This window comes from Mycobacterium sp. ACS4054, assembly GCF_001667275.1.
Lineage (GTDB): Bacteria > Actinomycetota > Actinomycetes > Mycobacteriales > Mycobacteriaceae > Mycobacterium.
Genome location: NZ_LZHV01000036.1, coordinates 64152 through 89186, shown reverse-complemented (window position 1 = coordinate 89186; position 25035 = coordinate 64152). Strand labels below are relative to the sequence as shown.

The following is a 25035-nucleotide window of genomic DNA, read 5'->3' as shown; positions in this document are numbered from 1 at the left end:
GCTTTCGGTGTGCGCCTCGGGATTCGAGCGTGTCTCCACGGCGAGGATTTCGCGATTTTCCCGCCCTGGGCGCACGCTCGAGGCCGTGGCCGCACGCCCGGTCGCGTCAACGTGGTTGTGCGGCAGGGCGATTCGGGTTCAACACGTCCACGCCGTCGTTCTGCCACGCCTGGCGCATGGCCTCGGCGCCCTTCAACCGCACCCAAGCCGCTTCCGTCGCGGTGATCGGGGTCGCCGAGAGGAATTGCACCGGATCGCGGGGCGGTTCCAGTGGCAGGTCGTCGATGTTGTTGGGCCCCAACAACACCGCGGTGAACGGCACCGGCCCGGCGGACGCCGCCCACAGCGGTGAGCCGAGATCGACCAACGCGTCGGCGGTCAACACCAGGCCCTCGACCGCCGGGGTCGCGGCCAGGACCGCGAGGCTGCGGGCGATGCCGGTGACCGGTCCCGGGTCGCGCAGGCTGAGCACGACTTCGGCGCGCGGGCCGCGCGTCTGGTCATCGACGATCTGCGTCGGGTCGGTCATCGGATAGCGCGAACAGCCCAGCGACACGTAACGGACCACCCCTCCGCTGCCGCGGAAACGCAACACCTCGATCGGTTCGGTGCCCAGGAACGTCACGCTCGCCGAATCGGGCTGCGCGTCGGCGAAGTGGCGGTGCAGGTGGGCGCGCACCCGATCCAGGACGGGGCTCACGGCTCCCCGGCGTTGGTCAGGTTCACGCCGGAGCGCGCGTCGAAGACGGTCAGCTTCGTGGTGTCGAACGCCAGCTCGATCGACTGTCCCATCGCCGCTTTGGATTCCGCGGGAACCCTTGCCACAAACTGGTTTTGGTGCGCGTCGGCCTCGGCGGCCAGCTCGTCGAGCTGCGCGGATTGCGCGGCCCACCCGGAGGTGGAGAAGTAGACGAACTTGTCGGCGCCCAGCGACTCGACCAAGTCGACCTTCACCTCGAAGACGAGCGCCCTGATGCGCTGGTAGCCGTCGATCAGTGCGGCGTCCTGGAGATGTTCGGGCCGCACCCCGACGATGACGTCCTCCGGGGCGGGGTGCCTCGCGATTGCCGCCTGAACTTCCGGCGCCAGCATCACCTCCCCGAAGGGCAGCGTCAGCCCGACGGGCGTCAACGTGGCCGGGAAGAAATTCATGGCCGGCGAGCCGATGAAGCCCGCGACGAACAGGTTGGCCGGGTGCTCGTAAAGCTCGTCCGGCGCGCCGATCTGCTGCGCGACGCCACCGTGCATGACCACCACCCGGTCGCCCAGCGTCATGGCCTCGGTCTGGTCGTGGGTGACGTAGACCGTCGTGGTGCCGAGCCGCTTTTGCAGCCGGGCGATCTCGCCACGCATCTGGACGCGCAGCTTGGCGTCCAGGTTGGACAGCGGCTCGTCCATCAGGAAGGCCTTGGGGTGGCGCACGATCGCCCGGCCCATCGCCACCCGCTGTCGCTGCCCGCCGGACAATTGGGACGGCTTGCGGTCCAGGAGTTCGGTCAGGTCAAGGGTTTTGGCGGTCTCCTCCACCTTGCGTGCGATCTCCGCCTTCTTCATCTTCGCCAGAGTCAGCGGGAACGCGATGTTCTGCCGCACGGTCATGTGGGGGTAGAGCGCGTACGACTGGAAGACCATCGCGATTTCGCGGTCCTTGGGCGCCTTCTCGTTGACCCGCTCGCCGCCGATGCGCAGCTCCCCCGACGAGATGTCCTCAAGGCCGGCAATCATGTTCAGCGTCGTGGTCTTGCCGCAGCCCGACGGCCCGACCAGGATGAGGAACTCGCCGTCGGCGATGGTGATGCTGAGATCCTTCACCGCCACGGCGCCGTCCGGGTAGCTCTTGCTGACGTGGTCCAGCACAATCTCGGCCATCGCAGCTATCCCTTCACCGCGCCAGAGGTCAACCCGGCGATGATTCGTCGTTGGAAGATTAGAACAAACAAGATGATCGGGACCGTGATCACGATGGCGCCGGCCGCGATCGACCCGGTGGGATCCTCGAATTGCGAACTGCCACCGAAGTTCGCGATCGCCACGGGCGCGGTGATCGCCGCCTTGGTGGCCGTCAGCGACAGCGCCAGCAGCAGGTCGTTCCAGGCGAAGATGAACACCAGGATCGCCGCGGCCACCACCCCGGGCGCCGCCAGCGGGACGATCACCTTGCGGAAGGCCTGGGCCGGTGTGGCGCCGTCCATTTTGGCCGCCTTCTCCAGGTCCCACGGAATCTCCCGGAAGAACGCCGACAGCGTGTAGATGGCAAGCGGCAGCGCGAACGTGATGTAGGGCAGGATCAGGCCCGGCCAGGTGTCGAACAGGCCGACGAAGCGTTCGATGTTGAACAACGGGGTGACCAGCGAGATCGCGGGGAACATGGTGACCAGCAGGGTGGCGCCGATCAACACCCGCTTGCCCGGAAAGCTCAGCCGGGCAATCGCGTACGCCGCCATCGCACCGAGCGCCACCGCGATCGCGGTCGTGATCAGCCCGATCCCGATCGAGTTGACCAGCGCCGAACTGAACAGGTCACCGCGGAAGATGCCCCGGTAGTTCTCGAAGGACACCGACGACGGAATGAGCTTGCCGTCCTTGACCGTTGACGTCGGCTTGAGCGAAAGGCTGAAGATCCACAGCACCGGAAGGAGTGCGTACACGACGACCACCGTGTCGACGACCGCCCAGACCGCGGCGCGCCGGGCGCCTACCCCGTTAACGGCCATCGAGGTCACCGCCGGGCGCCGCCGCGCCGAAAACCTTGATGTAGACCAGTGCGATGATCCCGACACAGAGGAAGATCAGCACGCTGATCGCCGACCCCAGCCCGACATTGAAGCCCTTGAACAAGTTGTTGTAGCCCAGGATTGACACCGAGTCGGTGTTGTTGGCGCCCGCGGTCAGCACGTAGATGTTGTCGAAGATGCGGAAGGCGTCCAGCGTGCGGAACAGCAGCGCAACCACGACGGCCGGCTTGATGATCGGCAGGGTGATGCGCGCCAGCCGCCGCCACGCCCCGGCCCCGTCGACCTGGGCGGCCTTGAGCAAGTCCTCTGGCACCAACGCCAGGCCGGCCAGCAACAGCAGCGACATGAACGGCGTGGTCTTCCACACCTCCGCGAGCACCACGATGCCCAGCGACGGAATCTGCTGGGTCAGCGGCGCACTGCCGTGCGGCAAAAGGTTGGCCAGATAACCGGTTCCGGGCGTCCACGCGTAATACCAGCTGTACGACGCGACCACCGTGACGATGCCGTACGGCACCAGCACCGCGGTGCGCACCAGGCCCTTGCCCACCAGGGTGCGGTGCATCACCAACGCCAGCGCCAGGCCGAGCACGAATTCGGCGGACACCGAGACGGCCGCGATGCCCAGCGTGACGGCCAGCGCGGTCCACCAATAGCGGTCGGTCAAAACCGTTTGGTAGTTGGTCAATCCGACGAACGCGGTGTCGTCGGGGGTGGCGAGGTTGTTGCGCTGCAGGCTCAGCCATACCGCGTAGCCGATGGGGTAGGCCGTCACCGCCAGCATGAGAGTCGCCGCCGGCGCGACGAGCAGGAAGGCAAGCCGCCGCTCCGACAACCGGTTTCGGCTGCGGGTGGCGGGGGCGACGGCGGCCTCATGCGGCTCCACGGCCGTGGCGGTCACGGCAACAGCCCCTTGCCGTCGATGGCCTTCTGCGCCTGCGTGGCGAGCTCGTCGGCCGTCCGCTCCGGGTCGATATCGGTGATGGGGCTCAGCGCCGCCGACAGCCGCAGCGACAACGCCTGGTAAACCGGCGTCGCCGGCCGAACGGCGGCATAGGTGAGTTGCCGGCGGATGACCGCGTGCATGGGGTACTTGGCCTGAAATTGCGGGTCGGAGTACAACGACGTCCGCACCGCGGGCAGGCCACCCTCCATCGACACGTACTTCTGGCTCTGCACGCTGCGCAGGCAGCGCACCGCTTCGAACGCCTCCGCGCGGTGGCGGGTGGTGCTGGCGACGGCCAGGTTCAGTCCGCCGATCGTCACCTTGGCCGGCCGGTCCGGCGCCACACCGGGATACGGCGCGAAACCGAACACCTTTCGGCTGGCGTCGTAGGCGATCCGGTATTGCTCGTCGCTGGGCACGAACGTGCCGACGTCGTTGATGCTGCCGGCCAGGCCCGGATCCCGGTTCAGCGGCAGGAAGGGGACGCCGCCCTTCACCGCGTTCTCCAGCATCGACGCCAGCACGTACGGCCAGTTGACTTCCAGTGCGGCCTTGCCCTGTTCGACCGCCAGGCGCGCCGTGCCCTCGTCGGTCCGGGTGATCGACGGGTCCGCCCCCGGGGCGGCGGCCACCGACTTGAGGATACGCAGCGCGTTGACGGTCGCGGCCCGGTGCGCGGGTGTGTCGGTCAAGGTGACCCGGCGGCCGTCCTCGGAAAGCACCGCACCGCCACCGCTGACCAGCAGCGTGTTGAACCACACCACCAGGCCCTCGCCCTCGTTCGCCTGCACGGCGATCCAGGCCGGCTGGCCCTCGGCGTGCAACCGGCCGGCCTCGGTCACCATCGCGTCCCAGTCCTGGGGCGGTTGACTCACCAAATCCGTTCGATACCAAAGCAATTCCGTGTTAGTTGCGACGGGTGCGCCATACAGCTTGTGCTTCCAGCGGGCCGTCGCCAACGGACCCGGGAGGGTGTCAGCGGCGGCGTCGGCGTCGGCAAGGCCGGCGGGGTCATCCGAGAGCGGCAGCGCCCATCCGGCCTCGGCGAACTCCGCGGTCCACACCACGTCCAGCGCCATCACGTCCAGCCCGCGGTCGTGTGCGCTCAGGCGCCGCGCCAGCTGCACCCGCTGCTCGCCGGGCCCCCGCGGCAGGCTCACGTGCTGGATGGCGAACCGGCCCCCCAGTTGCTTGCTGCACTCCTGGGCGACGGCGGTGAATACGGTCGAATCGGTGGACGGGGTGAAGAAACTGATCACCAACCCGTTGCCGGCGGACCCGCAGGCCGTCGCCGCCGCCGTGATGGTGACCGCCGCCAGCCCGATGACGCCCATCCGGCGCGCACGACGATTCACCACTGGGTCACACCTCTCGCGCGCGGCCTCAAATCGCCAAGCGCGCCAACAGGTCCCGTGCCCTCTCCGCGTTCTGCGGATCGCAGAGCACGTCATAGCGGCCGGCCACCAGCTGCATGGTCGAGCTGAAATCCCTTGTGCCGCGGGCCATCGCGTAGGGGACGGCGGAGGTAATCAACCCGAAGAAGACGCCGGCCACCAGGCCGGTGGCCAGCGCGGCCCAGGGATTCGGGCTGAAGAAGCCGAGTACCAATCCGATGAACAGACCCAGCCAGGCCCCGCTCAGCACGCCACCACCGAGCACCTTGGCCCAGGTCAGCCGGCCGGTGACCCGCTCCACCTGCATCAGGTCGACGCCGACGATGGTGACCTGCTGGACCGGGAACTCCTGCTCGGAGAGGTAGTCGACGGCGCGCTGCGCCTCGGCGTAGGTGGGATAGGACCCGACCGGCCAACCCTTGGGCGGCGTCGGCAGCCCGGGCGCGCGGCGGCCCGCCGCGCCCGTGGGCGTGGCGCCGGGGACTTGACCGGGCTGGAAAGGACTAGTCATTGGTGCTCATTCTCCTCCGCCCTGGCCGATGCCACATCTCGGACCTCCTAGCCTAGCCAGCGACCTGCACAAACAAAGCCGTCATCGCCCCCGGATGGGCCGTGCGACGCGCGGCGGTTCGCCGCCGGTCGGCCAACGCGGCATCGGCTAGGTTGAACACCATGACAGCGCCCGGCGACGGCTTCGGCGACCCCGCCCACGACGACCAGGCCAAACCCTCGTCCGCCGGCGGCAGCGGGGCCCCGGACCAGCCGGGGGCCGCGTGGGAACCGCCGGCGCCGGACTACCCGCCCCCGGCGTATCCGCCCCCGGGTTACCCCATCGAGTACCAACCCGGCTACGCGGGCCAATACCCGCCGCCCCCAGCCGGATACGGGCCACCGCCCGGCTATGACCAGCCACCGGGTTATGGCGCGCCCTACCAGCCGGGCCCGTCACAATTCGGAGGGCCGGCGGGCGGCTACGGGCCGCCGCAGTATCCGGGCGGCTACTACCCCGCCCCGGACTACCTGGGCGGCTATGGCACCCCGAGCGGCGTCAAACCGGGCACGAACAAGCTCGCGATCGCCTCGCTCGTCACGTCGTTCACCGGCGTGTTCTGCTGCTGCGTCGGCTCGATTGTGGCGATCGTGCTCGGCGCGGTCGCGATCAACCAGATTCGGCGGACCCAGCAGGACGGCTACGGCCTGGCGGTGGCCGGCATCGTCATCGGCGTCGCGACCTTGGTGGTCACCACGATCGTCTTCCTGTTCGCGATGCACTCGCGTTAGCCGCATCCCAGCATCTGCCGTACCGAGCGCGGCTGCCTAGGCTCTCCCCCATGGCATCGGTCAACAGGGTCTACATCGCCCGGCTCTCGCGGATGTTGGTGCTGGGTCCGCTCGGCGAATCCTTCGGGCGGGTCCGCGATGTCGTGGTCAGCATCAGCATCGTGCGCCAACAACCGCGCGTGCTGGGATTGGTCGTCGACCTGGCGACGCGGCGCAGCATCTTCATCCCGATGCTTCGGGTCGCCGCGATCGAGCCGGAGGCCGTCACCCTCAACACCGGCAGCGTCTCCCTGCGCCACTTCGAACAGCGCCCCGGTGAAGTGCTGGCGATCGGCCAGGTGCTCGACACGCAGGTCAAGGTCAACGATCCCGCGCTGCCCGAACTGGCCGGCCTGGACGTCGTCGTCACCGACCTCGGGATCGAACAAACCCGCACCCGCGACTGGATGGTGAGCCGGGTCGCCGTCCGCAGCCAGCGGCGGCTGGGGCGACGCGGCCCCGTGCACGTCGTGGATTGGTATCACGTGCAAGGCCTGAGCCCGTCGGCGCTGGCGCTGCCGGGTCAGGGCGTGGCGCAGCTGCTGGATCAGTTCGAGGGCTGGAAGGCCGTCGACGTGGCCGACGCCATCCGCGGCCTGCCGCCCAAGCGCCGCTACGAGGTGCTCAAGGCGCTCGACGACGACCGGCTGGCGGACGTGCTGCAGGAGCTGCCCGAACTGGACCAGGCCGACGTGCTCTCCGAGCTGGGCACGGAACGCTCGGCCGACGTCCTCGAGGAGATGGATCCCGACGACGCCGCCGACCTGCTCGGCGTGCTGAACCCGACGGACGCCGAGATGCTGCTGACCCGGATGGACCCGGACGATTCGGCGCCGGTCCGGCGCCTGCTGGCGCACTCGCCGGACACGGCGGGCGGGCTGATGACCTCGGATCCGGTGGTGCTGACGCCCGACACGTCCGTCGCCGAGGCGCTGGCCCGCGTCCGTGACCCCGACCTCACCCCCGCCCTGTCGTCCATGGTGTTCGTGGTGCGCCCGCCCACGGCGACGCCCACCGGCCGGTACCTGGGCTGTGTGCAACTGCAACGGCTGCTCCGCGAGGCACCGGCGGAACTGGTCGGTGGCATCGTGGACACCGACCTGCTCACGCTGACGCCGGAGACCCCGCTGGCGGCGGTGACCCGCTACCTGGCGGCCTACAACCTGGTGTGCGGACCAGTGCTCGATGATCAGAACCACCTGCTGGGCGCGGTCACGGTGGACGACCTGCTCGATCACCTGTTGCCGCACGACTGGCGGGTGGACATGCAGGCGCTCGACGCCGCCGGGCGGCTCGACGAACTGGGAGGATCCGCGTGAGCAAGTCCCCGGCACCGCGCCGGCTGCTTTCCACCCCGCGGACGTCGCGCAGATACTCGCCGCGCCTGGACCCCGAGGCCGTCGGCCAGATCACCGAGTCCATCGCGCGGTTCTTCGGCACCGGCCGCTACCTGCTGGTGCAGACGGTCATCGTGTTCGTCTGGATCGCGGTGAACCTGTTCGCCGTGGGGTTGCGCTGGGACCCCTACCCCTTCATCCTGCTCAACCTGGCCTTCTCCACGCAGGCCGCCTACGCGGCGCCGCTGATCCTGCTCGCCCAGAATCGTCAGGAAAACCGGGACCGGGTGGCGCTCGAACAGGATCGTCATCGCGCGGCGCAGACCAAGGCCGACACCGAGTTTCTGGCCCGCGAGCTCGCGGCCGTGCGGCTGGCGGTCGGCGAGGTCGTGACCCGCGAATATCTGCGCCATGAGCTGGAGGATCTGCGCTCGCTGCTGGCCCGGTTGGACCCCGAATCCGACGGCGCCGAGGGGGTCCAGGGCGGCGACGGCGTGGACCGCGCGACTAAGAAATCGGGCTGAGAACCAGTTCAGACCATTGCGCCACTCTGGTCACAAGAGTTATGTATGGTGATCTAGTTCACGGCTGAAGAGCAGTTGACCAGCTCACATACCTAGGACGGTCGAGTGCGCATTGGGGGACGCCGGGGTGCACGCCCGGCCGCCGCAGCGGAGCGGCAAGGAGCACTTCAGGTGACGCGGACGCGCGCATTCGGCGTCGCCACCATCGCCCCGTTGGTCTTCGCCGGGGCGGTGAGCGGGGCGGCGCCCTCGCTCCCCGAAAAGCTTCCGCAGGTGCACGCGAAAGTGGCCCCGGTGGCCGCGGTTTCCCCCACCGTTCCCGACCTGTCGGGCCCGGCGGTCGTGTCCGTCGACCGTTCACCGACCGCCTTCCACGTCGCCGAGCCCGCCCTGTCGGCTCCGCCGAAACCGATGATCGTGAATGCGCCTGGGGCGCTTGGCATTCCGAGCATCGCGCTGGCGGCCTATCGCAGCGCCGAACAGAAGATGGCCGTGGCCGCGCCCGGCTGCGGCGTCAGCTGGAACCTGCTGGCCGGGATCGGCCGCATCGAGTCGGGTCATGCCGGCGGCGGGGCGGTCGACGCGCGCGGCACCGCGGTCGTCCCGATCTACGGCCCCGCGTTGGACGGCACGCTGCCGGGCAACGAGATAATCCTGCAGAGCAGCACCGGCAACCGGCCCACCTACGCCCGGGCGATGGGGCCGATGCAGTTCTTACCCGGCACCTGGGCGCGGTACGCCTCCGACGGCAAGGGCGACGGCGTCGCCGATCCGCAGAACCTGTTCGACTCCACCCTGGCCGCGGCGCGCTACCTGTGCAGCGGCGGCCTCAACCTTCGCGACCCGTCGCAAGTGATGGCCGCGATCCTGCGCTACAACAACTCGATGGCGTACGCGCAGAACGTGCTGGGCTGGGCGTCGGCGTACGCCACCGGCGTGGTTCCGGTCGACCTGCCTCCGATGACGGGCCCGCCGCCCCCGCTCGCCGACGCGCACCTCGAGCATGCCGAGGGACTCGGCCCCAACCTGCCGATGAACGTCAACGGGTTGCCGTTGGACGACCCCCTGGCGCGCATGCCGCTGATCGACCTTTCCTCGCCGCAGAGCCCCGGTCAGCAGCCGATGTTCCCGTGGATGACCCCCACGCCGCAGCAGGCCCCGACGCGTCTGCCCGGCTGCACGGTGATCTGTGTCGGTTCCCAGAATCCGCCGCAGCCGGCCCAGCCGTGGGCGCCGCCCATGGCACCGCCGCCGATGGCACCACCCCCGCCGATAGCCCCGCCGCCACCGCCGGACGCGCAGGCTCCCGCGCCCCAGGCGGCCCCGGCCCCCGCGGCTGCGGCACCCAAACCCGCCGGCCCGCCGAACGCGGCGGCGCCGAAGCCGCCGGGACCCGTCGCGGGCGGCGGACCGCCGCCAGACGGCCCCATCGCACACGCCTACACTCGGCGGTGATGTCTGGTCATGACGCTGCCGACTTGAGCGCAGCAATCCGCACCGCCCTGGGGAAGGTGATCGACCCCGAACTTCGGCGCCCGATCACCGAACTGGGGATGGTCAAGAGCATTGACACCCAGCCCGACGGCGGCGTGCACGTCGGGATCTACCTGACCACCGCCGCGTGCCCGAAGAAGACGGAGATCACCGAGCGGGTCACCAACGCGGTCGCCGACGTGCCGGGCACCGGCGCCGTCAAGGTCACCCTGGACGTGATGAACGACGAGCAGCGCACCGAACTGCGCAAGCAGTTGCGCGGCGATGCCCGCGAGCCCGTCATCCCCTTCGCCCAACCGAATTCGCTGACGCGGGTCTACGCGGTCGCGTCCGGGAAGGGCGGCGTGGGCAAGTCCACCGTCACGGTCAACCTGGCCGCGGCCATGGCGGCCCGCGGCCTCTCGGTCGGCGTGCTCGACGCCGACATCCACGGCCATTCCATCCCCCGGATGATGGGCACCACGGACCGGCCCACCCAGGTCGAGTCGATGATCCTGCCCCCCATCGCCCACGAGGTGAAGGTCATCTCGATCGCGCAGTTCACCGAGGGCAACACCCCGGTGGTGTGGCGCGGGCCGATGCTGCACCGGGCGCTGCAACAGTTCCTGGCCGACGTCTACTGGGGCGATTTGGACGTCCTCCTGCTGGACCTGCCGCCGGGCACCGGGGACATCGCCATCTCGGTGGCCCAGCTGATTCCCAGCGCCGAGATCATGGTGGTGACGACGCCGCAGCTGGCCGCGGCCGAGGTCGCCGAGCGGGCGGGCAGCATCGCGATGCAGACGCGGCAGCGCATCGCCGGCGTGGTGGAGAACATGGCGGGCCTCACGCTGCCGGACGGCTCGACGATGCAGGTGTTCGGCGAGGGCGGCGGAGGGCAGGTGGCCGAGCGCCTGTCCCGCGCCGTCGGCGCCGAGGTGCCGCTGCTCGGCCAGATCCCGTTGGACCCCGCTCTGGTGGCCGCCGGCGATTCCGGCACCCCGATCGTGCTCAGCGCCCCGGATTCCCCGGCGGGCAAGGAACTGCGCAGCGTGGCCGACAACCTGTCGTCGCGACGGCGCGGATTGGCGGGCGTGTCGCTGGGGCTGGATCCGACGCGGCGCGGATAGTCAGGTCGCGTCGGCGTCGAACGGCGCCGGCCCCGGAGCCTGCACGGGCGGTGGCTGTACCGGCTGGGCGGGCTCCGCCGGCGTGGCCGCGGTGCCGTTGGCCGGCCGGTCGAAGTTGCCCGTCAAGAACGAATCGTCGCCGTCCAGCAGGTGTTTGGTCAGCGCGGCGCGCGGCGTCATCCCGCGCAGCCGCTGCAGCTCGCTCAGCGGCGCGCGCAGATCGTCGAACTCGGGCCCGAGGTCTTCGCGCAGCTGGGTGGTCACCCCGCTGAGGTAGTCGCGCGCCTGGCGCAGCGCGGTCGACGTCCAGCGGATGGCGCCGGGGAGCCGCTCGGGGCCGAGGACCACCAGCCCGACCACGACGAGGACCAGGATGTGCTCCCAGCTCAGGCTGCCGAACATCTAGCTGCCGTCGGGGTCGGGCTTGACGGTCAGGGTAACGTGCCGGCCGTCGCGGACCACCTCGATCGGGGAGTCCTGGCCGATGGTCAGCTGCCGGACGGCGACGACGAACTCGTCGGCGTCGGCGACGGTCCGGCTACCCACCTTGACGATGACGTCGTTCTCCAGGATCCCGCCCTTTTGCGCGGGGCTGCCGGCCTTCACGTTGGCGACCTGCGCGCCGGAGGCGATCGCGTTGCTCACCGACCGGGTGCTGATGCCCAGCGTCGGGTGCACGATCTTGCCGTCCTTGATCAGCGTCTGGGCCACCTGCTTGGCCTCGTTGATCGGGATCGCGAAGCCCAGCCCACTTGCGCTGTCGGACAACGACTTACCCGCGGTGTTGATGCCGATCACCTGCGAATCCATGTCGATCAGCGGACCACCGGAGTTGCCGTGGTTGATCGACGCGTCGGTCTGCAGGGCGTCGATGACGGTGTCGGTGTCCGAGCCCTCCCCCGACAACGGAACGGGCCGGTGCAACGCGCTGATGATGCCGTGGGTCACGGTGCTGCGCAGCCCGAGCGGCGCGCCCGCCGCCAGCACCTCGTCGCCGACGCGCACCTTGTCCGAGTCACCGAACCGGGCCACGCTCAGGTTGTCGACGTTGTCGACCTTGAGCACCGCCAGGTCGGTCTTGGGGTCGCGCCCGACCAGGTTGGCGGGCACTTCCTTGCCGTCGTTGAACACCACGGTCGTCTTGAACTGGCTGGGGTTGTTCGCCGCCTCGGAGATCACGTGGTTGTTCGTGATGATGTAGCCGCGGCCGTCGATCACCACGCCGGAGCCCTGCATGCCCTCCTGGTCACTCTTGGACTCGATGGTCACCACCGCGTTCGCGGTGGCGGCCGCCACCTTGGCGAACCGGCCGGCCGGGCCCTCCCCGTTGCCGTTGGTCGAGAGCGTCACCTTCGAGGTGGTGAACGCCTCGGCGACCTCGGCCGTCTTGCGCCCGATCACCCCGCCGATCACGCCGATCACCAGCGCGATCAGCAACAGCACCAGCAGCGCGAGGTAGGACACCTTGCCGCCGAACAGCACGTCGCGCACGCCCAGCTTGCCGCCGTAGCCCTGCGGCCCCCGCGGCCCCGACGGGGCGACCGCCGGGGTGCCCAACGCGGCCCCGGCCGACGGATCCCGCCACGGATCATCGAGCTCGTCGGGGCCGGCACCGTCCTTCTCGGCGGCCAGCGCGCCGGCGTCGACGGGGTGGCGCTGCAGCGAGTCGGGGCTGCCGACCGGCCGGCTGAACGCCTCCTGGAGGACCGGATCGGCCGGCTCGTCGTGCGGGGAGAACTCGCCCTGATCCCGGTACTTCTGCGGGCGGACGCGGTCGGCCAGGAAGGACCCGCGCAGTCCGGCGGGGCGGCTGAAGAGTTGACGCGAGGCGGGGTCCACCGGCGGACGGGAGACGGGGCGCGGGGCTAAGCGGTTGCCGCTGTTCTTGCCGCTGTCCTGCTTCTGGTCGAAGCCTTGATCGGAGGTCACGTTATCCCTTTGGATCCTCTTCTTGAGCGCTCGAGACAGGCCCTGCACCGGGCGATATCCACGACACCGGCGTGGTCGTGTTCACCCTAGTATCCACGGTTCGCAGCGGGTCGCCCATGAGCGCGGGGGCGGGGTGCGCAAAATTCGGCCGGGTCAACCATCGGCAGTTGCGCGGGACGGCGCCGAGCTAGGGGCGCTTGCGCTGCTCACGGGCGTCGCGGTCAGCGAATCGGTCGGATGCCCGGGTGGTGGCGTCGTCGGGCGAATCGTAGGGAATCTCGGCGAGCATGCCGAGCAGCGTGCTGGGGATGCGGATGGGATGTGAGTCGCGCAGCGCGGCGCGGGCCCGGCTTTGGTCGTCGACCTCCGCCGCGCACTGCGGGCACAGCGACAGGTGATGCGCCGCCCGCAGGTGCGCGTTCATGCGCAGCTCACCGTCGACGAACGCCGCGATGGCCTCCACGGAAAGGTGCTCGGTGGAACCGAACTGGCGCGGCGCGCCGACGGGCGCATCGCTCTGAGAGGCGAACTGTGCGGGGAGCCAGGAGAACGCGCGCCGGAAGAGATGTCCTCGATCGGGCATCACCGGGTCCTTTCGTTGCGCCTACCCCTCGAATGTAGCGCGAGGCGGTGCGCAATATCGCGTCTCAATACCGCAAATCCGCTGGCTTATCCCCAAGCGGCGAACCCGGGTGTGGCGATTCGGGCGGTCGGCTACGCCGACTCGGCGTGGGCCGCGGCCCCCGGTTGGGGGTGGGCGGCCAGGTAGTCGCGCAAGGCCTGGCGGCCGCGGTGGATGCGGCTGCGCACGGTGCCGAGCTTCACCCCCAGCGTCGCGCCGATCTCCTCGTAGGACAGGCCCTCGATGTCGCACAGCACGACCGCGGCGCGGAACTCCGGCGGCAGCGAATCCAGGGCCGCCTGCAAATCCGGGCCCAGCCGCGAATCGTGGTAGATCTCTTCGGGGTTGGGCTCGTCGGCGGGCACCCGCTCGTAGTCCTCGGGCAGCGCCTCCATCCGGATGCGCGCGCGCCGGCGCACCATGTCGAGGAAGAGGTTGGTGGTGATGCGGTGCAGCCAGCCTTCGAACGTTCCCGGCTGATAGTTCTGCACCGACCGGAAAACCCGGATGAAGGTCTCCTGGGTGAGGTCCTCCGCGTCGTGCTGATTGCCGGACAGGCGGTAGGCCAGCCGGTAGACCCGGTCGGCGTGCTGACGCACCAGCTCGTCCCACGAGGGCATCGTGGCCTTGTCCCCGGTCGCGTCGAAAACCGCGGTGCCTTGCAAGCCCTCGGACGGCTCCACCCACTCGTCTGCAGGGCAGTCCTGCGGGTGCGACATGCTGGTCGGGCCCAAAAGCGTGGTGATGATCAGATCCTCCGAATCCGTCCTGCCGAAAAGCGACAAGTCGTCACCGGCGGCAACACGTAGCCGCCAGTCCGTATTCCCGTCCCAACGCGCTCCGCGATCCATAGGGACACCGTCGCGTATCGGCGTATGTGCGATATATGAACAGTCTGAGCTCCGGCTGAGAAACCGTATCGTTACCAGCGCTGTGCAGGACATATCCGGCGCGGGGTGAAGTTAAACGCATCGGCTTCGCCGGGTGTGTCGTGGCGGGCCGCGTTAGGCGCGCCATGTCGGGGCCGCACACCGAAGTGGAATACGCTGCGGGCATGGACGGCACCGACGCAGAAACCCCCGACCAGGCGGCGCCCAGTCGAGCCGAATCCCTCATTGCGCACGCCGAGGGGTCGATCTCGGAAGACGCCCTGCTGGCGGCCGCCCGCGAGCGCGCCGTGGACATCGGCGCCGGGGCGGTGACGCCGGCGGTGGGGGCCCTGCTGAGCTTGCTGACCAAGCTCAGCGGCGGCAAGGCCGTCGCGGAGGTGGGGACCGGCGCGGGGGTCAGCGGGCTCTGGCTGTTGTCGGGCATGAGCGACGACGGCGTCCTGACGACGATCGACATCGAGCCCGAGTATCTGCGGCTGGCCAAGCAGGCCTTCTCCGAGGCCGGCATCGGGCCGTCGCGCACGCGGTTGATCAGCGGCCGGGCGCAGGAGGTGCTGACCCGGCTCGCCGACGAGTCCTACGACCTCGTGTTCGTCGACGCCGACCCGGTCGACCAGCCGGACTACGTCGTGGAGGGCGTGCGGCTGTTGCGCTCGGGCGGCGTCATCGTCGTGCATCGGGCCGCCCTCGGCCAGCGGGCCGGCGATCCCGCCGCGCGCGACGCCGAGGTGGCCGCGGTGCGGGAAGCGGCGCGGCTGATCGCCGAGGACGAGCGGCTCACCCCGGCCCTCGTGCCGCTGGGCGACGGGATTTTGGCCGCGGTTCGCGACTGACCGGCGTTGGCGGCGTCCGCCGCGCCGAGCGTGCACTGACGGCGAACTTCCGGCCGAAATGTCGCCCTGAGCGCACGTTCGGCGACGGCGCCCGAGGATCTATATGAATTCTTGAGGCGGCACCTCCTTGACTCGCGACTGAACAGACGTTTAGCGTACTGAACATGCGTTCAGCCGACCTGACCGCCGCCGCCCGGATCCGCGACGCGGCCATCGAGCAGTTCGGCGAGCACGGCTTCGGGGTCGGACTACGCAAGATCGCGGAGGCCGCCGGCGTCAGCGCGGCGCTGGTGATTCACCACTTCGGCTCCAAGGAAGGCCTGCGCAAGGCCTGCGAGGACTACATCGCCGATCAGATCTACAACCAGAAGTCCGAGGCGATTCGCTCCAACGACCCGGCCACCTGGTTCGCGCAGTTGGCCGAGATCGAGGAGTACGCGCCGCTGATGGCCTACGTGGTCCGCAGCATGCAGACCGCCGGCGAGCTGGCGAACATGATGTGGCGCAGGATGATCGACAACACCTCCGCCTACATGGAAGAGGGCGTGCGCGCCGGCACGATCAAGCCCAGCCGCGACCCCGAGGCGAGGGCCAAATACCTGGGCATCACCGGCGGCGGGGGGTTCTTGCTCTACCTGCAAATGCACGAAACCCCAACGGATCTGCGGGCAGTCCTACGCGACTATGCCCGAGACATGGTGCTGCCGGCCCTGGAGATCTACACCGAGGGATTGATGGTCGACCGGACCATGTACGACGCGTTCCTGGCCGCCGAAGATCAAGGAGGATCACATGACGATTGACAATGCAGCGCCCATCGAAATCCACGGCCTGATAAAGAATTTCGGGTCGGTGCGCGCGCTGGACGGCCTCGAGCTCTCGGTGCGCGAAGGTGAAGTGCACGGCTTCCTCGGCCCCAACGGCGCCGGGAAATCGACGACGATGCGCATCCTGCTTGGCCTGGTCAAGGCGGACGGCGGCAGCGTGCGGTTGCTGGGTGGCGATCCCTGGACCGACGCGGTCGCGCTGCACCGCCAGATCGCCTACGTGCCAGGCGATGTCACGCTGTGGCCGACGCTGACCGGCGGCGAGACCATCGACATGCTGGCCCGCATGCGCGGCGGCATCGACCACAAGCGTCGCGCCGAGCTGATCGAGCGTTTCGACCTCGACCCACACAAGAAGGCGCGGACCTACTCGAAGGGCAACCGACAGAAGGTCTCGCTGATCTCCGCCTTCTCCTCGCGGGCCCGCCTGTTGCTCTTGGACGAGCCCAGCAGCGGCCTGGACCCGTTGATGGAGAACGTCTTTCAGCAGTGCGTCGCCGAGGCGCGCGACGGTGGGGCAACGGTCTTGCTGTCCAGCCACATCCTGGCCGAGACCGAGGCTTTGTGCGAACGGGTGACCATCATCCGGGCCGGCAAGACCGTCGAGAGCGGGTCGCTGGACTCGATGCGCCATCTGAGCCGCACCTCGATCAAGGCCGAAATGACCGGCGACCCCGGCGACCTCACTCGCATCAAGGGGGTCGAGGACGTCAGCGTCGAGGGCAACACCGTGCGCGCCCAGGTCGACGGCGAGAGCCTCGGAGAACTGATCCGGGCGCTGGGCGACGCGGGCGTGCGCAGCCTGGTCAGCCAGCCGCCGACCCTCGAGGAACTCTTCCTGCGCCACTACGACACCGCGGACAAGGTGGCCGCATCATGAGCACCGCGACCCTGGATCGGTCGCACCGGCCGGCCCACCCCGCGCCGCCCCGGCGGCCGAACTTCGCGGGAACCCTGGGCATGCTGCGGCTCTACTTGCGGCGCGACCGCATCGCCCTGCCCCTGTGGGTGCTGCTGCTGTCGGTGCCGTTGGCAACGGTGTACGTCGGCAGCATCGAAAAGGTTTACCCCACCCAGGCCGCCCGCGCCGGGTTCGCGGCGTCCATCATGGCAAGCCCCGCACAGCGCGCGCTCTACGGGCAGGTCTACAACGACAGCCTTGGGGCCGTTGGCATTTGGAAGGCCGGGATGTTCCACATGCTGATCGCGGTGGCCGTCATCCTGACCGTCATCCGGCACACCCGCGCGGACGAGGAGGCCGGCCGCACCGAACTCGTGGATTCGACCGCGGTCGGTCGCTACGCCAGCCTCAGCGCCGCCCTGCTGTTGTCGTTCGGTGCCAGCATCGCCACCGGGGCGATCGGTGCGGCGGGGCTGCTCACCACCGATGTGGCGCCCGGCGGGTCGCTCGCCTTCGGCGCGGCGCTGGCCTGCTCCGGGCTGGTGTTCACCGCCGTCGCCGCGGTGGCCGCGCAGCTGTCGCCGAGCGCGCGGGTCGCGCGCGGCACGGCGTTTGCGATCCTGGCGGCCGCCTTCACGCTGCGCGCCCTCGGCGACGCGGGTTCCGGTGCGCTGTCCTGGCTTTCGCCGCTGGGCTGGTCGCTGCAAGTCCGCCCCTACGCCGGTGACCACTGGCCGGTGCTGATGCTGCACCTGGCAACCACCGTCGCGCTCACCGCGGTGGCGTATCGGCTCCTCGCCGGCCGGGACGTGGGCGCGGGCCTGTTCGCCGAGCGCCCCGGCCCCGGCGCCGCCGCGCCCGCGCTCGGCAACGTGTTCGGGCTGGCGTGGCGGCTGGACCGCGGCGCGCTGCTGCTGTGGACCGTGGGCCTGTGCCTGTACGGCCTCCTGATGGGCAGCGTGGTGCAAGGCATCGGCGCGCAGCTCGGCGACAGCAACGCCGCCCGCGACATCGTCGTCCGAATGGGCGGCACCAACGCCTTGGCCGAAGCCTTCATCGCCGTCGCGTTCACGATGCTGGGCATGGCCGCCGCCGCGTTCTCGGTTTCGCTGACGTTGCGGCTGCATCAGGAGGAGTCGGCCCAACGCGCCGAGACGACGCTGGCCGGCGCGGTGTCGCGCGATCGGTGGCTCGCCAGCCACGTGCTGGCCGCGTTGCTGGGCTCCACGGTGGCGATGCTGGTCAGCGGGTTGGCGGGCGGCCTCGTCTACGGCGCCGCCGCGGGGGACGTCGGTGGCAAGGTGGCCGTTGTGGTGGCAAGCGCGGCCGTTCAACTGCCCGCCGTCTGGCTGATGTGCGCGGTGACCGTCCTCTTGTTCGGTGTCGCACCGCGATTCACGCCCGTGGCCTGGGGCGTTCTCGTCGGCTTCGTCGCCCTGTACCTGATCGGCTCCCTGGCCGGGTTCCCGCAGTGGGTGCTCGATTTCGAGCCGTTCGCTCACATCCCACGCGTCAGCAAAGATTTCACGGCCGCGCCGCTGTTGTGGTTGCTCGCCATCGATGCCACACTGATCGCCCTGGGAGCCGTGGCTTTTCGACGACGCGATCTGCGCGGTTAGGAGCGGCATGAAGATCGGTGTTCGATTGGCGGTGTCTTCGATCCTCGGGATCGCCGCCTACGCCCTGGTCCTATTCGTGCCGGCCGGCACCATCCGCTATTGGCAAGGATGGGTGTTCATCTCCATCTTCACCGTGGTATCGATCATCCCGACAATCTATTTGGCGCGGAAACACCCGGCCGCCCTCCAGCGCCGCATGCACGCGGGACCGCAGGCGGAAAGCCGAACCGCCCAGAAGATCATCAGCGCCGGCGCGTTCGGGATCCTCTTCGTGATCATGGCGTTCAGCGCGTTCGACCATCGGATGGGCTGGTCGACCGTGCCCGTATGGCTGTGCCTGGTCGGTGTGGTCCTGATAGCGGCCGGGCTGGGGCTCTCGATGCGGGTGATCATCGAGAACAGCTACGCCGCCGCCACCGTCACCGTGGAGGAAGGCCAGAAGGTGGCCTCCGAAGGTCTCTACAAGTCCATCCGGCACCCGATGTACGCCGGAAACGTGATCATGATGGTGGGCATGCCGCTGGCGCTGGGCTCCTACTGGGCGCTGCTGTTGATCATCCCGGGCGTCGCGCTGCTCGTGCTGCGCATCCTGGACGAGGAGAAGCTGCTCTACACCGAACTGCCCGGCTACCGCGAGTACGCCGAGCACGTGCCCTACCGGCTGCTACCGAACGTGTGGTAGCCGCCCGGCGCGGCTAGATCCAGACGCCCTTGCCCACCGCGACCACACCGCCGGCGCTGATGGCGAAGCGTTCGCGGTCCTTCTCCAGGTCCACGCCGACCATCTCGCCGGGCCCCACGACGACGTTCTTGTCCAGGATGGCGTGACGCACCACCGCGCCCCGGCCGACCCGGGCGCCCGGCATGATCACGCTGCCCTCCACGATCGCGCCGTCGTCGACCACGACGTTGGACGACAGCACCGAATTGCGCACTGACGCCGCGGAAATGATGCTGCCGGCCCCGACGACCGACTCCTGCGCCGAGCCGCCGTTGACGAACTTGGCCGGCGCCAGGTTCTCGGACTCGCCCCGAATCGGCCAGCGCTTGTTGTAGAGGTTGAAGACCGGATGGACCGACACCAGGTCCATGTGCGCGTCGTAGAAGGCGTCGAGCGTCCCCACGTCCCGCCAGTAGCCGCGGTCGCGATCGGTGGCCCCGGGCACCTCGTTGTCCCTGAAGTCGTACACCGCCGCCAGCCCGTCGCCCACCAGGCGCGGGATGATGTCACCGCCCATGTCGTGATCGGAGTGATCGTCGTCGGCGTCCGCGCGGATCGCGTCGATGAGCACCTTGGTGGTGAAGATGTAGTTGCCCATCGACACGTACGTCGAGTCGGGATCGTCGGGTGTTCCCGGCGGGTCGAGCGGCTTCTCCACGAAATCGCGGATGCGGCCGGAGTCGTCGGAGTCGATGCACCCGAATGCGGTGGCCTCGCCACGGGGCACCCGGATGCCGGCGACTGTCGCACCCGCCCCGCTTTCGATGTGGAACTGGACCATCTGCTCGGGGTCCATCCGGTACACGTGGTCGGCGCCGAAAACGACTATGTAGTCCGGGTCTTCGTCGTAGATCAGGTTGAGCGACTGGTAGATCGCGTCGGCGGAGCCGGTGTACCACCGCGGGCCCAGCCGCTGCTGCGCGGGCACCGGGGTGATGTACTCACCGGCCAGCCCGGACAACCGCCAGTTCTGCGAAATGTGACGGTCCAGTGAATGCGACTTGTACTGAGTGAGAACGCAGATGCGCAAATAGCGGGCGTTGACGAGGTTGGACAGCACGAAGTCGATCAATCGATAGGCGCCGCCAAAGGGAACCGCGGGCTTGGCCCGATCCGCGGTCAGCGGATACAGTCGCTTGCCCTCACCCCCGGCCAGGACAATGCCCAGCACGTGCGGCGCTTCCCTCATGGGTCAAACCTATCGGCCCTCGGGAGACGCTGCCAGGGGGACCGCGCTATTGGCGGTGTTCTGTGCGGCTGTCCGTCAAGGTATTTGGTCCCGCCGGCCGGTCACCCATAACCCGGCCCGACTCGCGGGCCTCGCCGCCGCCGGGGGGCTCGATTTATTCGGCGTCTTCTCGGCCCGACTCGCGGGCCTCGTCGCCGCCGAACTACCGTGCGGGTATGCGGGTGGCGATGATGACTCGGGAGTACCCACCGGAGGTCTACGGGGGAGCCGGGGTACATGTCACGGAACTGGTCGCCCAATTGCGCCGCCTGTGCGCGGTCGACGTGCACTGTATGGGCGCGCCGCGGCCGAACGCCTTCGTGCACCAGCCCGATCCGCGCCTGCAGGGCGCCAACCCGGCGCTGTCGACGTTGTCCTCGGACCTGCTGATGGCCAACGCCGTATCGGCGGCCACCGTGGTGCATTCGCACACCTGGTACACCGGCATGGCCGGTCACCTGGCCGCGCTGCTCTACGACCTCCCGCACGTGTTGACCGCTCATTCGCTCGAGCCGCTGCGGCCGTGGAAGGCCGAGCAGCTCGGCGGCGGCTACCGGGTGTCGACGTGGGTGGAGCACACCGCGGTCCAGGCCGCCGACGCCGTCATCGCGGTGAGCTCCGCCATGCGCGAGGACATTCTGCGGGTCTACCCCGCCCTGGATCCCAGCGTCGTGCACGTCATCCGCAACGGCGTCGACACCGGCGTCTGGCATCCGGCGGGGCCGATGCAAACGGGGTCGGTGCTGGCCGAACTCGGGGTTGACCCGCAGCGGCCCACCGTCGCATTCGTCGGCCGGATCACCCGGCAGAAGGGCGTCGCCCACTTGGTGGCGGCGGCGCACCACTTCGATCCGCAGGTGCAGGTCGTGCTCTGCGCGGGCGCCCCCGACACCCCCGAGATAGCCGACGAGATCCGGTCCGCGGTGGCGCGGCTGGCCCACAACCGGCAGGGCGTGTTCTGGATCAGGGACATGCTGCCCATCGGCGAGCTGCGCGAAATACTATCGGCGGCAACAGTTTTCGTGTGCCCCTCGGTGTACGAACCACTCGGCATCGTGAACCTGGAAGCGATGGCATGCGCGACGGCCGTGGTGGCGTCCGACGTCGGCGGGATCCCCGAGGTGGTGGCCGACGGGGTGACCGGTTCGCTGGTGCATTACGACCCCAGCGACCAGACCGGGTTCCAGGTCCGGCTGGCCGAGGCGGTCAACGAGCTCGTCGCCGATCCCGAGAAGGCGAAGCGTTACGGCGAGGCGGGACGTCAGCGCTGCGTCGAGGAATTCTCCTGGGCCCGGGTGGCCGAGCAGACCTTGGACATCTACCGAAAGGTGTGCGCCTAGCGCCGCGGGCAGCCGGGCGCGGCGGGCGTCAGCTGGAGCTCGTGACACCCTTGAGTTCGTCACCGAGTGCGGCGGCTTCGTCGGGCGTCAGCTCGACGACCAGTCGACCGCCTCCCTCAAGTGGTACCCGCATCACGATGCCGCGCCCCTCCTTGGTTGCTTCCAGAGGACCGTCGCCGGTCCGGGGCTTCATCGCCGCCATCGAGTGCTCCCTCCAGGTTCGAGCCGGCCCGCCCTTGCGGACCCGGTCGGCGCCGAGCATGCCCCGCCAGCGATTTTCCAGCCATACCCGACATCGAACTGCCAAATCACGCCTCCATTGTTCCCTATCCAGGTCACGAGTTGTACAAAGACCCGGTTCTCGGGGGTTTGCGGGCCGCATCGTCACCGGGCGGAACCACATTGCCCGCTTCCTCCGCGGGCCGCCAGCGGCCCGCATCGTCACCGGGCGGAAGGCACCCAGCAGCCCCGGATATGGTCGTCGACCATCCCGGTGGCCTGCATCAACGCATAGGCGGTGGTCGGGCCGACGAAGCGGAAGCCGCGCCGCTTGAGCTCGAGGGCCATGGCCTTTGATTCCGCAGTGGCCGAGGGGATTTCGGAGCCGTCGGCCGGACGGGGGCGCGGTTCCGGCGCAAACGACCACAGCAGCTTGGACAGGTCCGCCGGGGTGCCCAGCTCGGCGGCGGCGCGCGCGTTCGCGATCGTCGCGTCGATCTTGGCCCGGTTGCGCACGATTCCGGTATCCGCCATCAGCCGCTGCACGTCGGCGTCGGTGTAGCCGGCGACCCGTTCGAAATCGAACCCGGCGAAGACGCGCCGGAAGTTCTCCCGCTTGCGCAGGATGATCAGCCACGACAACCCGCTCTGGAAGGCCTCCAGACTCATCCGCTCGAACAGCGCCACCCCGTCGTGCACCGGGCGGCCCCACTCCTGGTCGTGGTAGTCGCGGTACATCTCGAAGTCCGGTCCGGGCCGAATGACCGCCCAGCCGCACCGAACCAGCCCGTCATCGCTCACATCTGGTCCTGACGCTCCTCGCCGCCCTCGGGTTCCCCGGGTTCGTCCTCCGCCGCAGCGGGGGCGTGGACCGCGGCCAGCTGGCCGCGCAGCGCCTCGAGCTCGCGGGCGAGCCGGTCCAGCACCCAGTCCACCTCGCTGGTCTTGTATCCGCGCAGCACCTGGGTGAACTTGACGGCATCGACGTCCGCGCCGCTCACCCCGTAGGCGGGCAGCACCGTCGCGGTCGTGCCGCGCGGCAGGGGCGGCAGCTGCTCACCGCGACCGAACAGCAGACTCGCGGCACCGAACAGCACGATCGCCACCAGCACCAGCACGACCAGGTACAGCAACACCAACGCCACGCCGTCGATACTGCCCTATGCCACCGACACCGCGATGAACCAGCGTGGCCTCAGCGCGGCCGCAGGACCGTCATGGGCGGGCGGTCCGCCAGCGACACCGGCGACGTGTGCTGGGTGTAGCCGAACCCCTCCCGGTCGTCGGCGAAGAACTGCGTCAACCCGACCCCGGAGTCGGGGACCCCGCAGCGCGACAGCATGGTCGCGATGACCTGGCGGCTCATCGCCCCCAGCTCGGCGAGCGGCCGGTTGCGGTGGGCGCGCACCCCGAGGTTGACCTGGGCGATCGCCTCCAGACCCAGCTTGTCGAAGGTGTCCAGCAGCAGGCCGATCTCCACGCCGTACCCGGGCGCGAACGGCACCGACGTGAGCAGTTCGCGGGTGGCCGCGTACTCCCCGCCGAGCGGCTGCAGGATGCAGCCCAGCTCGGGTCGCAGCGCGGCGAGCAACGGCCGGGCCACCAGCTCGGTGACGCGTCCGCCGCCGGTGGTCCCCCCCCCCCCCCCAAACCAGCCGACCTGCAGCGGCCGCCGGTAGAAGCTCTTGACCAGGTGGATGCCGTCGCCGGTGAGCAGCGGGGCGACCAGCCAGGGCACGAACATCGGGTGCGGGCTGATCAGGTCCGAGTCGACGAAGACGACAATGTCGCCGCTGGTGGCCGCGAGCGAGCGCCACAGCGCCTCGCCCTTGCCGGGCCGGACGGGCACCTCGGGTAGGGCCTGCTCCCGGCTGACGACGCGGGCGCCGGCGGCGACGGCGCGGATCTCGGTGTCGTCGGTGGAGCCGGAGTCCAGCACGATCAGCTCGTCGACCAGGCCGTCCACCAGCGGCGAGATGCTGTCGACCACCGATTCGATGGTGTCCTCTTCGTTGAGCGCCGGCAGCACGACCGAGATGGTCCGTCCCGCCTTGGCGGCCTCGAGTTCGGCGAGGGTCCAGCTCGGACGGTTCCAGCTGCGATCGGCCAGCCACGCGTCACCGGGCCCGGCGGCCAGCACGGCGGCGTCGCTGAACAGGTCGGACGCCGTCATGCCAGCCCCCTCACCGTGCGCGCCGGCGCCCGCACGCCCTGGATGGCGGCCACCATTTCCAGCACCCGCCGGGTCGCCGCGACCTCGTGCACCCGAAACATCCGCGCGCCGGCGGCCGCCGCCAGCGCGGTGGCCGCCAACGTCCCCTCCAGCCGCTCGGTCAATTCCACACCCAGAGTCTCCCCGACGAAGTCCTTGTTACTCAAAGCCATGAGCACGGGCCATCCGGTATTAACAAGATCGCTGACATGGCGCAACAGCAGCAGCCCGTGGAAGGTGTTCTTGCCGAAGTCGTGGGCCGGGTCGATCAACACCCGGTCGCGGGCCACCCCGCGGGCGACCGCGCGTTGGGCCGCGGCGGTGACCTGGCGGATGACGTCGTCGACGACGCCGCGCGTGGTGGTCCCGTAGCTCACCCGGAACGGACGCGTCCGGGGCAGCGCGCCGCCGGTGTGCGAGCACACCAGGCCGGCGCCGAACTCCGCGGGCTCCTCGGCCAGGGCCGGGTCGATGCCGCCCCAGGTGTCGTTGATCAGGTCCGCCCCGGCCGCGCAGGCCACCTTGGCCACCTCGGAGCGCCAGGTGTCGACGCTGATCAGCTGGTCCGGATAGGCGCCGCGCAACCACTCGATGAATGGGATCAACCGGGCGATCTCGGTGCCCGCGTCGACCTCCTGGCCGGGTCCGGCTTTGACGCCGCCGACGTCGACGACGTCGGCGCCCTCGGCGATGGCGCGGCGCGCGGCGTCGCGGGCGGCCTCGTCGCTGAAGGTCGCCCCCTTGTCGTAGAACGAGTCCGGGGTGCGATTGACGATCGCCATGATCAGCGGGCGATCACCGGCGACCGGGCGGCCGCAGAACGTCGACTGCACAC

27 protein-coding genes and 1 pseudogene are annotated in these 25035 nt (G+C 69.5%); 12 read left to right on the top strand and 16 right to left on the bottom strand.

The window, feature by feature from the left end:
• Positions 1-106: 106 nt before the first annotated feature.
• From A5730_RS08405 to A5730_RS08380, 6 genes are read right to left on the bottom strand one after another with little or no spacing between them, the layout of a single operon-like run.
• Entirely contained in the window at positions 107-700 is a 594-nt protein-coding gene (locus A5730_RS08405; RefSeq protein WP_067898197.1) for a suppressor of fused domain protein, read from the bottom strand.
• Complete coding sequence (locus A5730_RS08400; protein ID WP_067898194.1) at positions 697-1869, bottom strand: ABC transporter ATP-binding protein; 1173 nt, start codon at positions 1867-1869, stop codon at positions 697-699. The genes A5730_RS08405 and A5730_RS08400 overlap by 4 nt, the downstream gene beginning before the upstream one ends.
• Positions 1870-1874: 5 nt before the next feature.
• Positions 1875-2714, bottom strand: coding sequence for a carbohydrate ABC transporter permease (locus A5730_RS08395; protein ID WP_067898191.1), 840 nt, complete (start codon positions 2712-2714; stop codon positions 1875-1877).
• Positions 2704-3621: a carbohydrate ABC transporter permease gene (locus tag A5730_RS08390; protein ID WP_067898293.1), complete on the bottom strand. Its 918-nt coding sequence runs from the start codon at positions 3619-3621 to the stop codon at positions 2704-2706. Before A5730_RS08390 ends, A5730_RS08395 begins: the two co-directional genes overlap by 11 nt.
• 11 nt (positions 3622-3632) lie before the next feature.
• Positions 3633-5015 carry an extracellular solute-binding protein gene (locus tag A5730_RS08385; protein WP_156745735.1) on the bottom strand — a complete coding sequence of 461 codons (1383 nt, stop codon included), beginning with the start codon at positions 5013-5015 and terminating at the stop codon, positions 3633-3635.
• Positions 5016-5064: 49 nt separating this feature from the next.
• Entirely contained in the window at positions 5065-5586 is a 522-nt protein-coding gene (locus A5730_RS08380) for a general stress protein (protein ID WP_067898185.1), read from the bottom strand.
• A gap of 161 nt (positions 5587-5747) precedes the next feature.
• On the opposite strand from A5730_RS08380, the gene A5730_RS08375 reads away from it, so the two are divergent.
• The 6 genes and pseudogenes from A5730_RS08375 to A5730_RS08355 all read left to right on the top strand — a co-directional run bounded on the left by A5730_RS08375 (position 5748) and on the right by A5730_RS08355 (position 10859).
• Positions 5748-6356 carry a DUF4190 domain-containing protein gene (locus tag A5730_RS08375; RefSeq protein WP_067898182.1) on the top strand — a complete coding sequence of 203 codons (609 nt, stop codon included), beginning with the start codon at positions 5748-5750 and terminating at the stop codon, positions 6354-6356.
• Between the two features lie 492 nt (positions 6357-6848).
• Positions 6849-6893 (top strand): annotated as a pseudogene (locus A5730_RS25400) (hypothetical protein); the annotation flags it as partial.
• The gene (locus A5730_RS25395; RefSeq protein WP_369829861.1) at positions 6881-7714 is read left to right on the top strand and encodes a magnesium transporter MgtE N-terminal domain-containing protein; all 834 of its coding nucleotides are present in this window, start codon (positions 6881-6883) and stop codon (positions 7712-7714) included. The pseudogene A5730_RS25400 and the gene A5730_RS25395, both read left to right, overlap by 13 nt.
• A complete protein-coding gene (locus tag A5730_RS08365) occupies positions 7711-8256 on the top strand; it encodes a DUF1003 domain-containing protein (RefSeq protein ID WP_067898176.1) in 546 nt (181 codons plus the stop codon). The genes A5730_RS25395 and A5730_RS08365 overlap by 4 nt, the downstream gene beginning before the upstream one ends.
• A 105-nt stretch (positions 8257-8361) precedes the next feature.
• Complete coding sequence (locus A5730_RS08360; protein WP_082946755.1) at positions 8362-9711, top strand: lytic transglycosylase domain-containing protein; 1350 nt, start codon at positions 8362-8364, stop codon at positions 9709-9711.
• Positions 9711-10859: an Mrp/NBP35 family ATP-binding protein gene (locus A5730_RS08355; RefSeq protein ID WP_156745731.1), complete on the top strand. Its 1149-nt coding sequence runs from the start codon at positions 9711-9713 to the stop codon at positions 10857-10859. The genes A5730_RS08360 and A5730_RS08355 overlap by 1 nt, the downstream gene beginning before the upstream one ends.
• On the opposite strand, the gene tatB is transcribed toward A5730_RS08355, so the two are convergent.
• The 4 genes from tatB to sigE all read right to left on the bottom strand — a co-directional run bounded on the left by tatB (position 10860) and on the right by sigE (position 14261).
• Positions 10860-11261 (bottom strand): Sec-independent protein translocase protein TatB, encoded by a 402-nt coding sequence (tatB, locus tag A5730_RS08350; protein WP_067898169.1) that lies wholly within the window; start codon positions 11259-11261, stop codon positions 10860-10862.
• Complete coding sequence (locus A5730_RS08345) at positions 11262-12788, bottom strand: S1C family serine protease (RefSeq protein ID WP_067898166.1); 1527 nt, start codon at positions 12786-12788, stop codon at positions 11262-11264.
• A 187-nt stretch (positions 12789-12975) separates the two neighbouring features.
• On the bottom strand, positions 12976-13371 hold the full coding sequence (gene rseA, locus A5730_RS08340; RefSeq protein WP_055398747.1) for an anti-sigma E factor RseA: 396 nt from the start codon (positions 13369-13371) through the stop codon (positions 12976-12978).
• Positions 13372-13502: 131 nt separating this feature from the next.
• The gene (sigE, locus tag A5730_RS08335) at positions 13503-14261 is read right to left on the bottom strand and encodes an RNA polymerase sigma factor SigE (RefSeq protein WP_067898162.1); all 759 of its coding nucleotides are present in this window, start codon (positions 14259-14261) and stop codon (positions 13503-13505) included.
• A gap of 203 nt (positions 14262-14464) precedes the next feature.
• On the opposite strand from sigE, the gene A5730_RS08330 reads away from it, so the two are divergent.
• From A5730_RS08330 to A5730_RS08310, 5 genes are all read left to right on the top strand, one after another.
• Complete coding sequence (locus A5730_RS08330) at positions 14465-15133, top strand: O-methyltransferase (protein ID WP_067898287.1); 669 nt, start codon at positions 14465-14467, stop codon at positions 15131-15133.
• Positions 15134-15297: 164 nt separating this feature from the next.
• A complete protein-coding gene (locus A5730_RS08325; protein WP_067898159.1) occupies positions 15298-15936 on the top strand; it encodes a TetR/AcrR family transcriptional regulator in 639 nt (212 codons plus the stop codon).
• On the top strand, positions 15926-16840 hold the full coding sequence (locus tag A5730_RS08320; RefSeq protein ID WP_067898156.1) for an ABC transporter ATP-binding protein: 915 nt from the start codon (positions 15926-15928) through the stop codon (positions 16838-16840). The genes A5730_RS08325 and A5730_RS08320 overlap by 11 nt, the downstream gene beginning before the upstream one ends.
• Positions 16837-18480 (top strand): ABC transporter permease, encoded by a 1644-nt coding sequence (locus A5730_RS08315; RefSeq protein ID WP_156745730.1) that lies wholly within the window; start codon positions 16837-16839, stop codon positions 18478-18480. The genes A5730_RS08320 and A5730_RS08315 overlap by 4 nt, the downstream gene beginning before the upstream one ends.
• Positions 18481-18487: 7 nt before the next feature.
• The gene (locus A5730_RS08310; protein ID WP_067898153.1) at positions 18488-19162 is read left to right on the top strand and encodes an isoprenylcysteine carboxylmethyltransferase family protein; all 675 of its coding nucleotides are present in this window, start codon (positions 18488-18490) and stop codon (positions 19160-19162) included.
• Positions 19163-19175: 13 nt separating this feature from the next.
• Here the strand turns inward: A5730_RS08310 and glgC are convergent, their stop codons facing one another.
• Complete coding sequence (gene glgC, locus A5730_RS08305) at positions 19176-20390, bottom strand: glucose-1-phosphate adenylyltransferase (protein ID WP_055398759.1); 1215 nt, start codon at positions 20388-20390, stop codon at positions 19176-19178.
• Between the two features lie 215 nt (positions 20391-20605).
• Between glgC and glgA the strand changes: the two genes are divergently transcribed.
• On the top strand, positions 20606-21769 hold the full coding sequence (glgA, locus tag A5730_RS08300) for a glycogen synthase (RefSeq protein ID WP_067898150.1): 1164 nt from the start codon (positions 20606-20608) through the stop codon (positions 21767-21769).
• Between the two features lie 28 nt (positions 21770-21797).
• Here glgA and A5730_RS08295 read toward each other — a convergent pair whose 3' ends face one another.
• From A5730_RS08295 to folP, 5 genes are all read right to left on the bottom strand, one after another.
• Entirely contained in the window at positions 21798-21971 is a 174-nt protein-coding gene (locus A5730_RS08295) for a DUF3117 domain-containing protein (protein WP_003878471.1), read from the bottom strand.
• A 239-nt stretch (positions 21972-22210) separates the two neighbouring features.
• Complete coding sequence (locus tag A5730_RS08290) at positions 22211-22789, bottom strand: DNA-3-methyladenine glycosylase I (RefSeq protein WP_067898147.1); 579 nt, start codon at positions 22787-22789, stop codon at positions 22211-22213.
• A complete protein-coding gene (locus A5730_RS08285) occupies positions 22786-23133 on the bottom strand; it encodes a DivIVA domain-containing protein (RefSeq protein ID WP_067898144.1) in 348 nt (115 codons plus the stop codon). Before A5730_RS08285 ends, A5730_RS08290 begins: the two co-directional genes overlap by 4 nt.
• A gap of 50 nt (positions 23134-23183) precedes the next feature.
• Positions 23184-24161: a glucosyl-3-phosphoglycerate synthase gene (locus A5730_RS08280; RefSeq protein ID WP_067898141.1), complete on the bottom strand. Its 978-nt coding sequence runs from the start codon at positions 24159-24161 to the stop codon at positions 23184-23186.
• On the bottom strand, positions 24158-25033 hold the full coding sequence (gene folP / locus A5730_RS08275) for a dihydropteroate synthase (protein ID WP_067898282.1): 876 nt from the start codon (positions 25031-25033) through the stop codon (positions 24158-24160). Before folP ends, A5730_RS08280 begins: the two co-directional genes overlap by 4 nt.
• Positions 25034-25035 lie beyond the last annotated feature (2 nt).

Excerpts from the sequence above, each read along its gene's own strand:
- A5730_RS08400 (WP_067898194.1), bottom strand. The coding sequence starts at position 1,869 with ATGGCCGAGATTGTGCTGGACCACGTCAGCAAGAGCTACCCGGACGGC.
- A5730_RS08395 (WP_067898191.1), bottom strand. The coding sequence starts at position 2,714 with ATGGCCGTTAACGGGGTAGGCGCCCGGCGCGCCGCGGTCTGGGCGGTC.
- A5730_RS08385 (WP_156745735.1), bottom strand. The coding sequence starts at position 5,015 with ATGGGCGTCATCGGGCTGGCGGCGGTCACCATCACGGCGGCGGCGACG.
- A5730_RS08380 (WP_067898185.1), bottom strand. The coding sequence starts at position 5,586 with ATGACTAGTCCTTTCCAGCCCGGTCAAGTCCCCGGCGCCACGCCCACG.
- A5730_RS08375 (WP_067898182.1), top strand. The coding sequence starts at position 5,748 with ATGACAGCGCCCGGCGACGGCTTCGGCGACCCCGCCCACGACGACCAG.
- A5730_RS08355 (WP_156745731.1), top strand. The coding sequence starts at position 9,711 with ATGTCTGGTCATGACGCTGCCGACTTGAGCGCAGCAATCCGCACCGCC.
- tatB (WP_067898169.1), bottom strand. The coding sequence starts at position 11,261 with ATGTTCGGCAGCCTGAGCTGGGAGCACATCCTGGTCCTCGTCGTGGTC.
- rseA (WP_055398747.1), bottom strand. The coding sequence starts at position 13,371 with ATGCCCGATCGAGGACATCTCTTCCGGCGCGCGTTCTCCTGGCTCCCC.
- sigE (WP_067898162.1), bottom strand. The coding sequence starts at position 14,261 with ATGGATCGCGGAGCGCGTTGGGACGGGAATACGGACTGGCGGCTACGT.
- A5730_RS08330 (WP_067898287.1), top strand. The coding sequence starts at position 14,465 with ATGGACGGCACCGACGCAGAAACCCCCGACCAGGCGGCGCCCAGTCGA.
- A5730_RS08325 (WP_067898159.1), top strand. The coding sequence starts at position 15,298 with ATGCGTTCAGCCGACCTGACCGCCGCCGCCCGGATCCGCGACGCGGCC.
- A5730_RS08320 (WP_067898156.1), top strand. The coding sequence starts at position 15,926 with ATGACGATTGACAATGCAGCGCCCATCGAAATCCACGGCCTGATAAAG.
- A5730_RS08315 (WP_156745730.1), top strand. The coding sequence starts at position 16,837 with ATGAGCACCGCGACCCTGGATCGGTCGCACCGGCCGGCCCACCCCGCG.
- A5730_RS08310 (WP_067898153.1), top strand. The coding sequence starts at position 18,488 with ATGAAGATCGGTGTTCGATTGGCGGTGTCTTCGATCCTCGGGATCGCC.
- glgC (WP_055398759.1), bottom strand. The coding sequence starts at position 20,390 with ATGAGGGAAGCGCCGCACGTGCTGGGCATTGTCCTGGCCGGGGGTGAG.
- glgA (WP_067898150.1), top strand. The coding sequence starts at position 20,606 with ATGCGGGTGGCGATGATGACTCGGGAGTACCCACCGGAGGTCTACGGG.
- A5730_RS08295 (WP_003878471.1), bottom strand. The coding sequence starts at position 21,971 with ATGGCGGCGATGAAGCCCCGGACCGGCGACGGTCCTCTGGAAGCAACC.
- A5730_RS08280 (WP_067898141.1), bottom strand. The coding sequence starts at position 24,161 with ATGACGGCGTCCGACCTGTTCAGCGACGCCGCCGTGCTGGCCGCCGGG.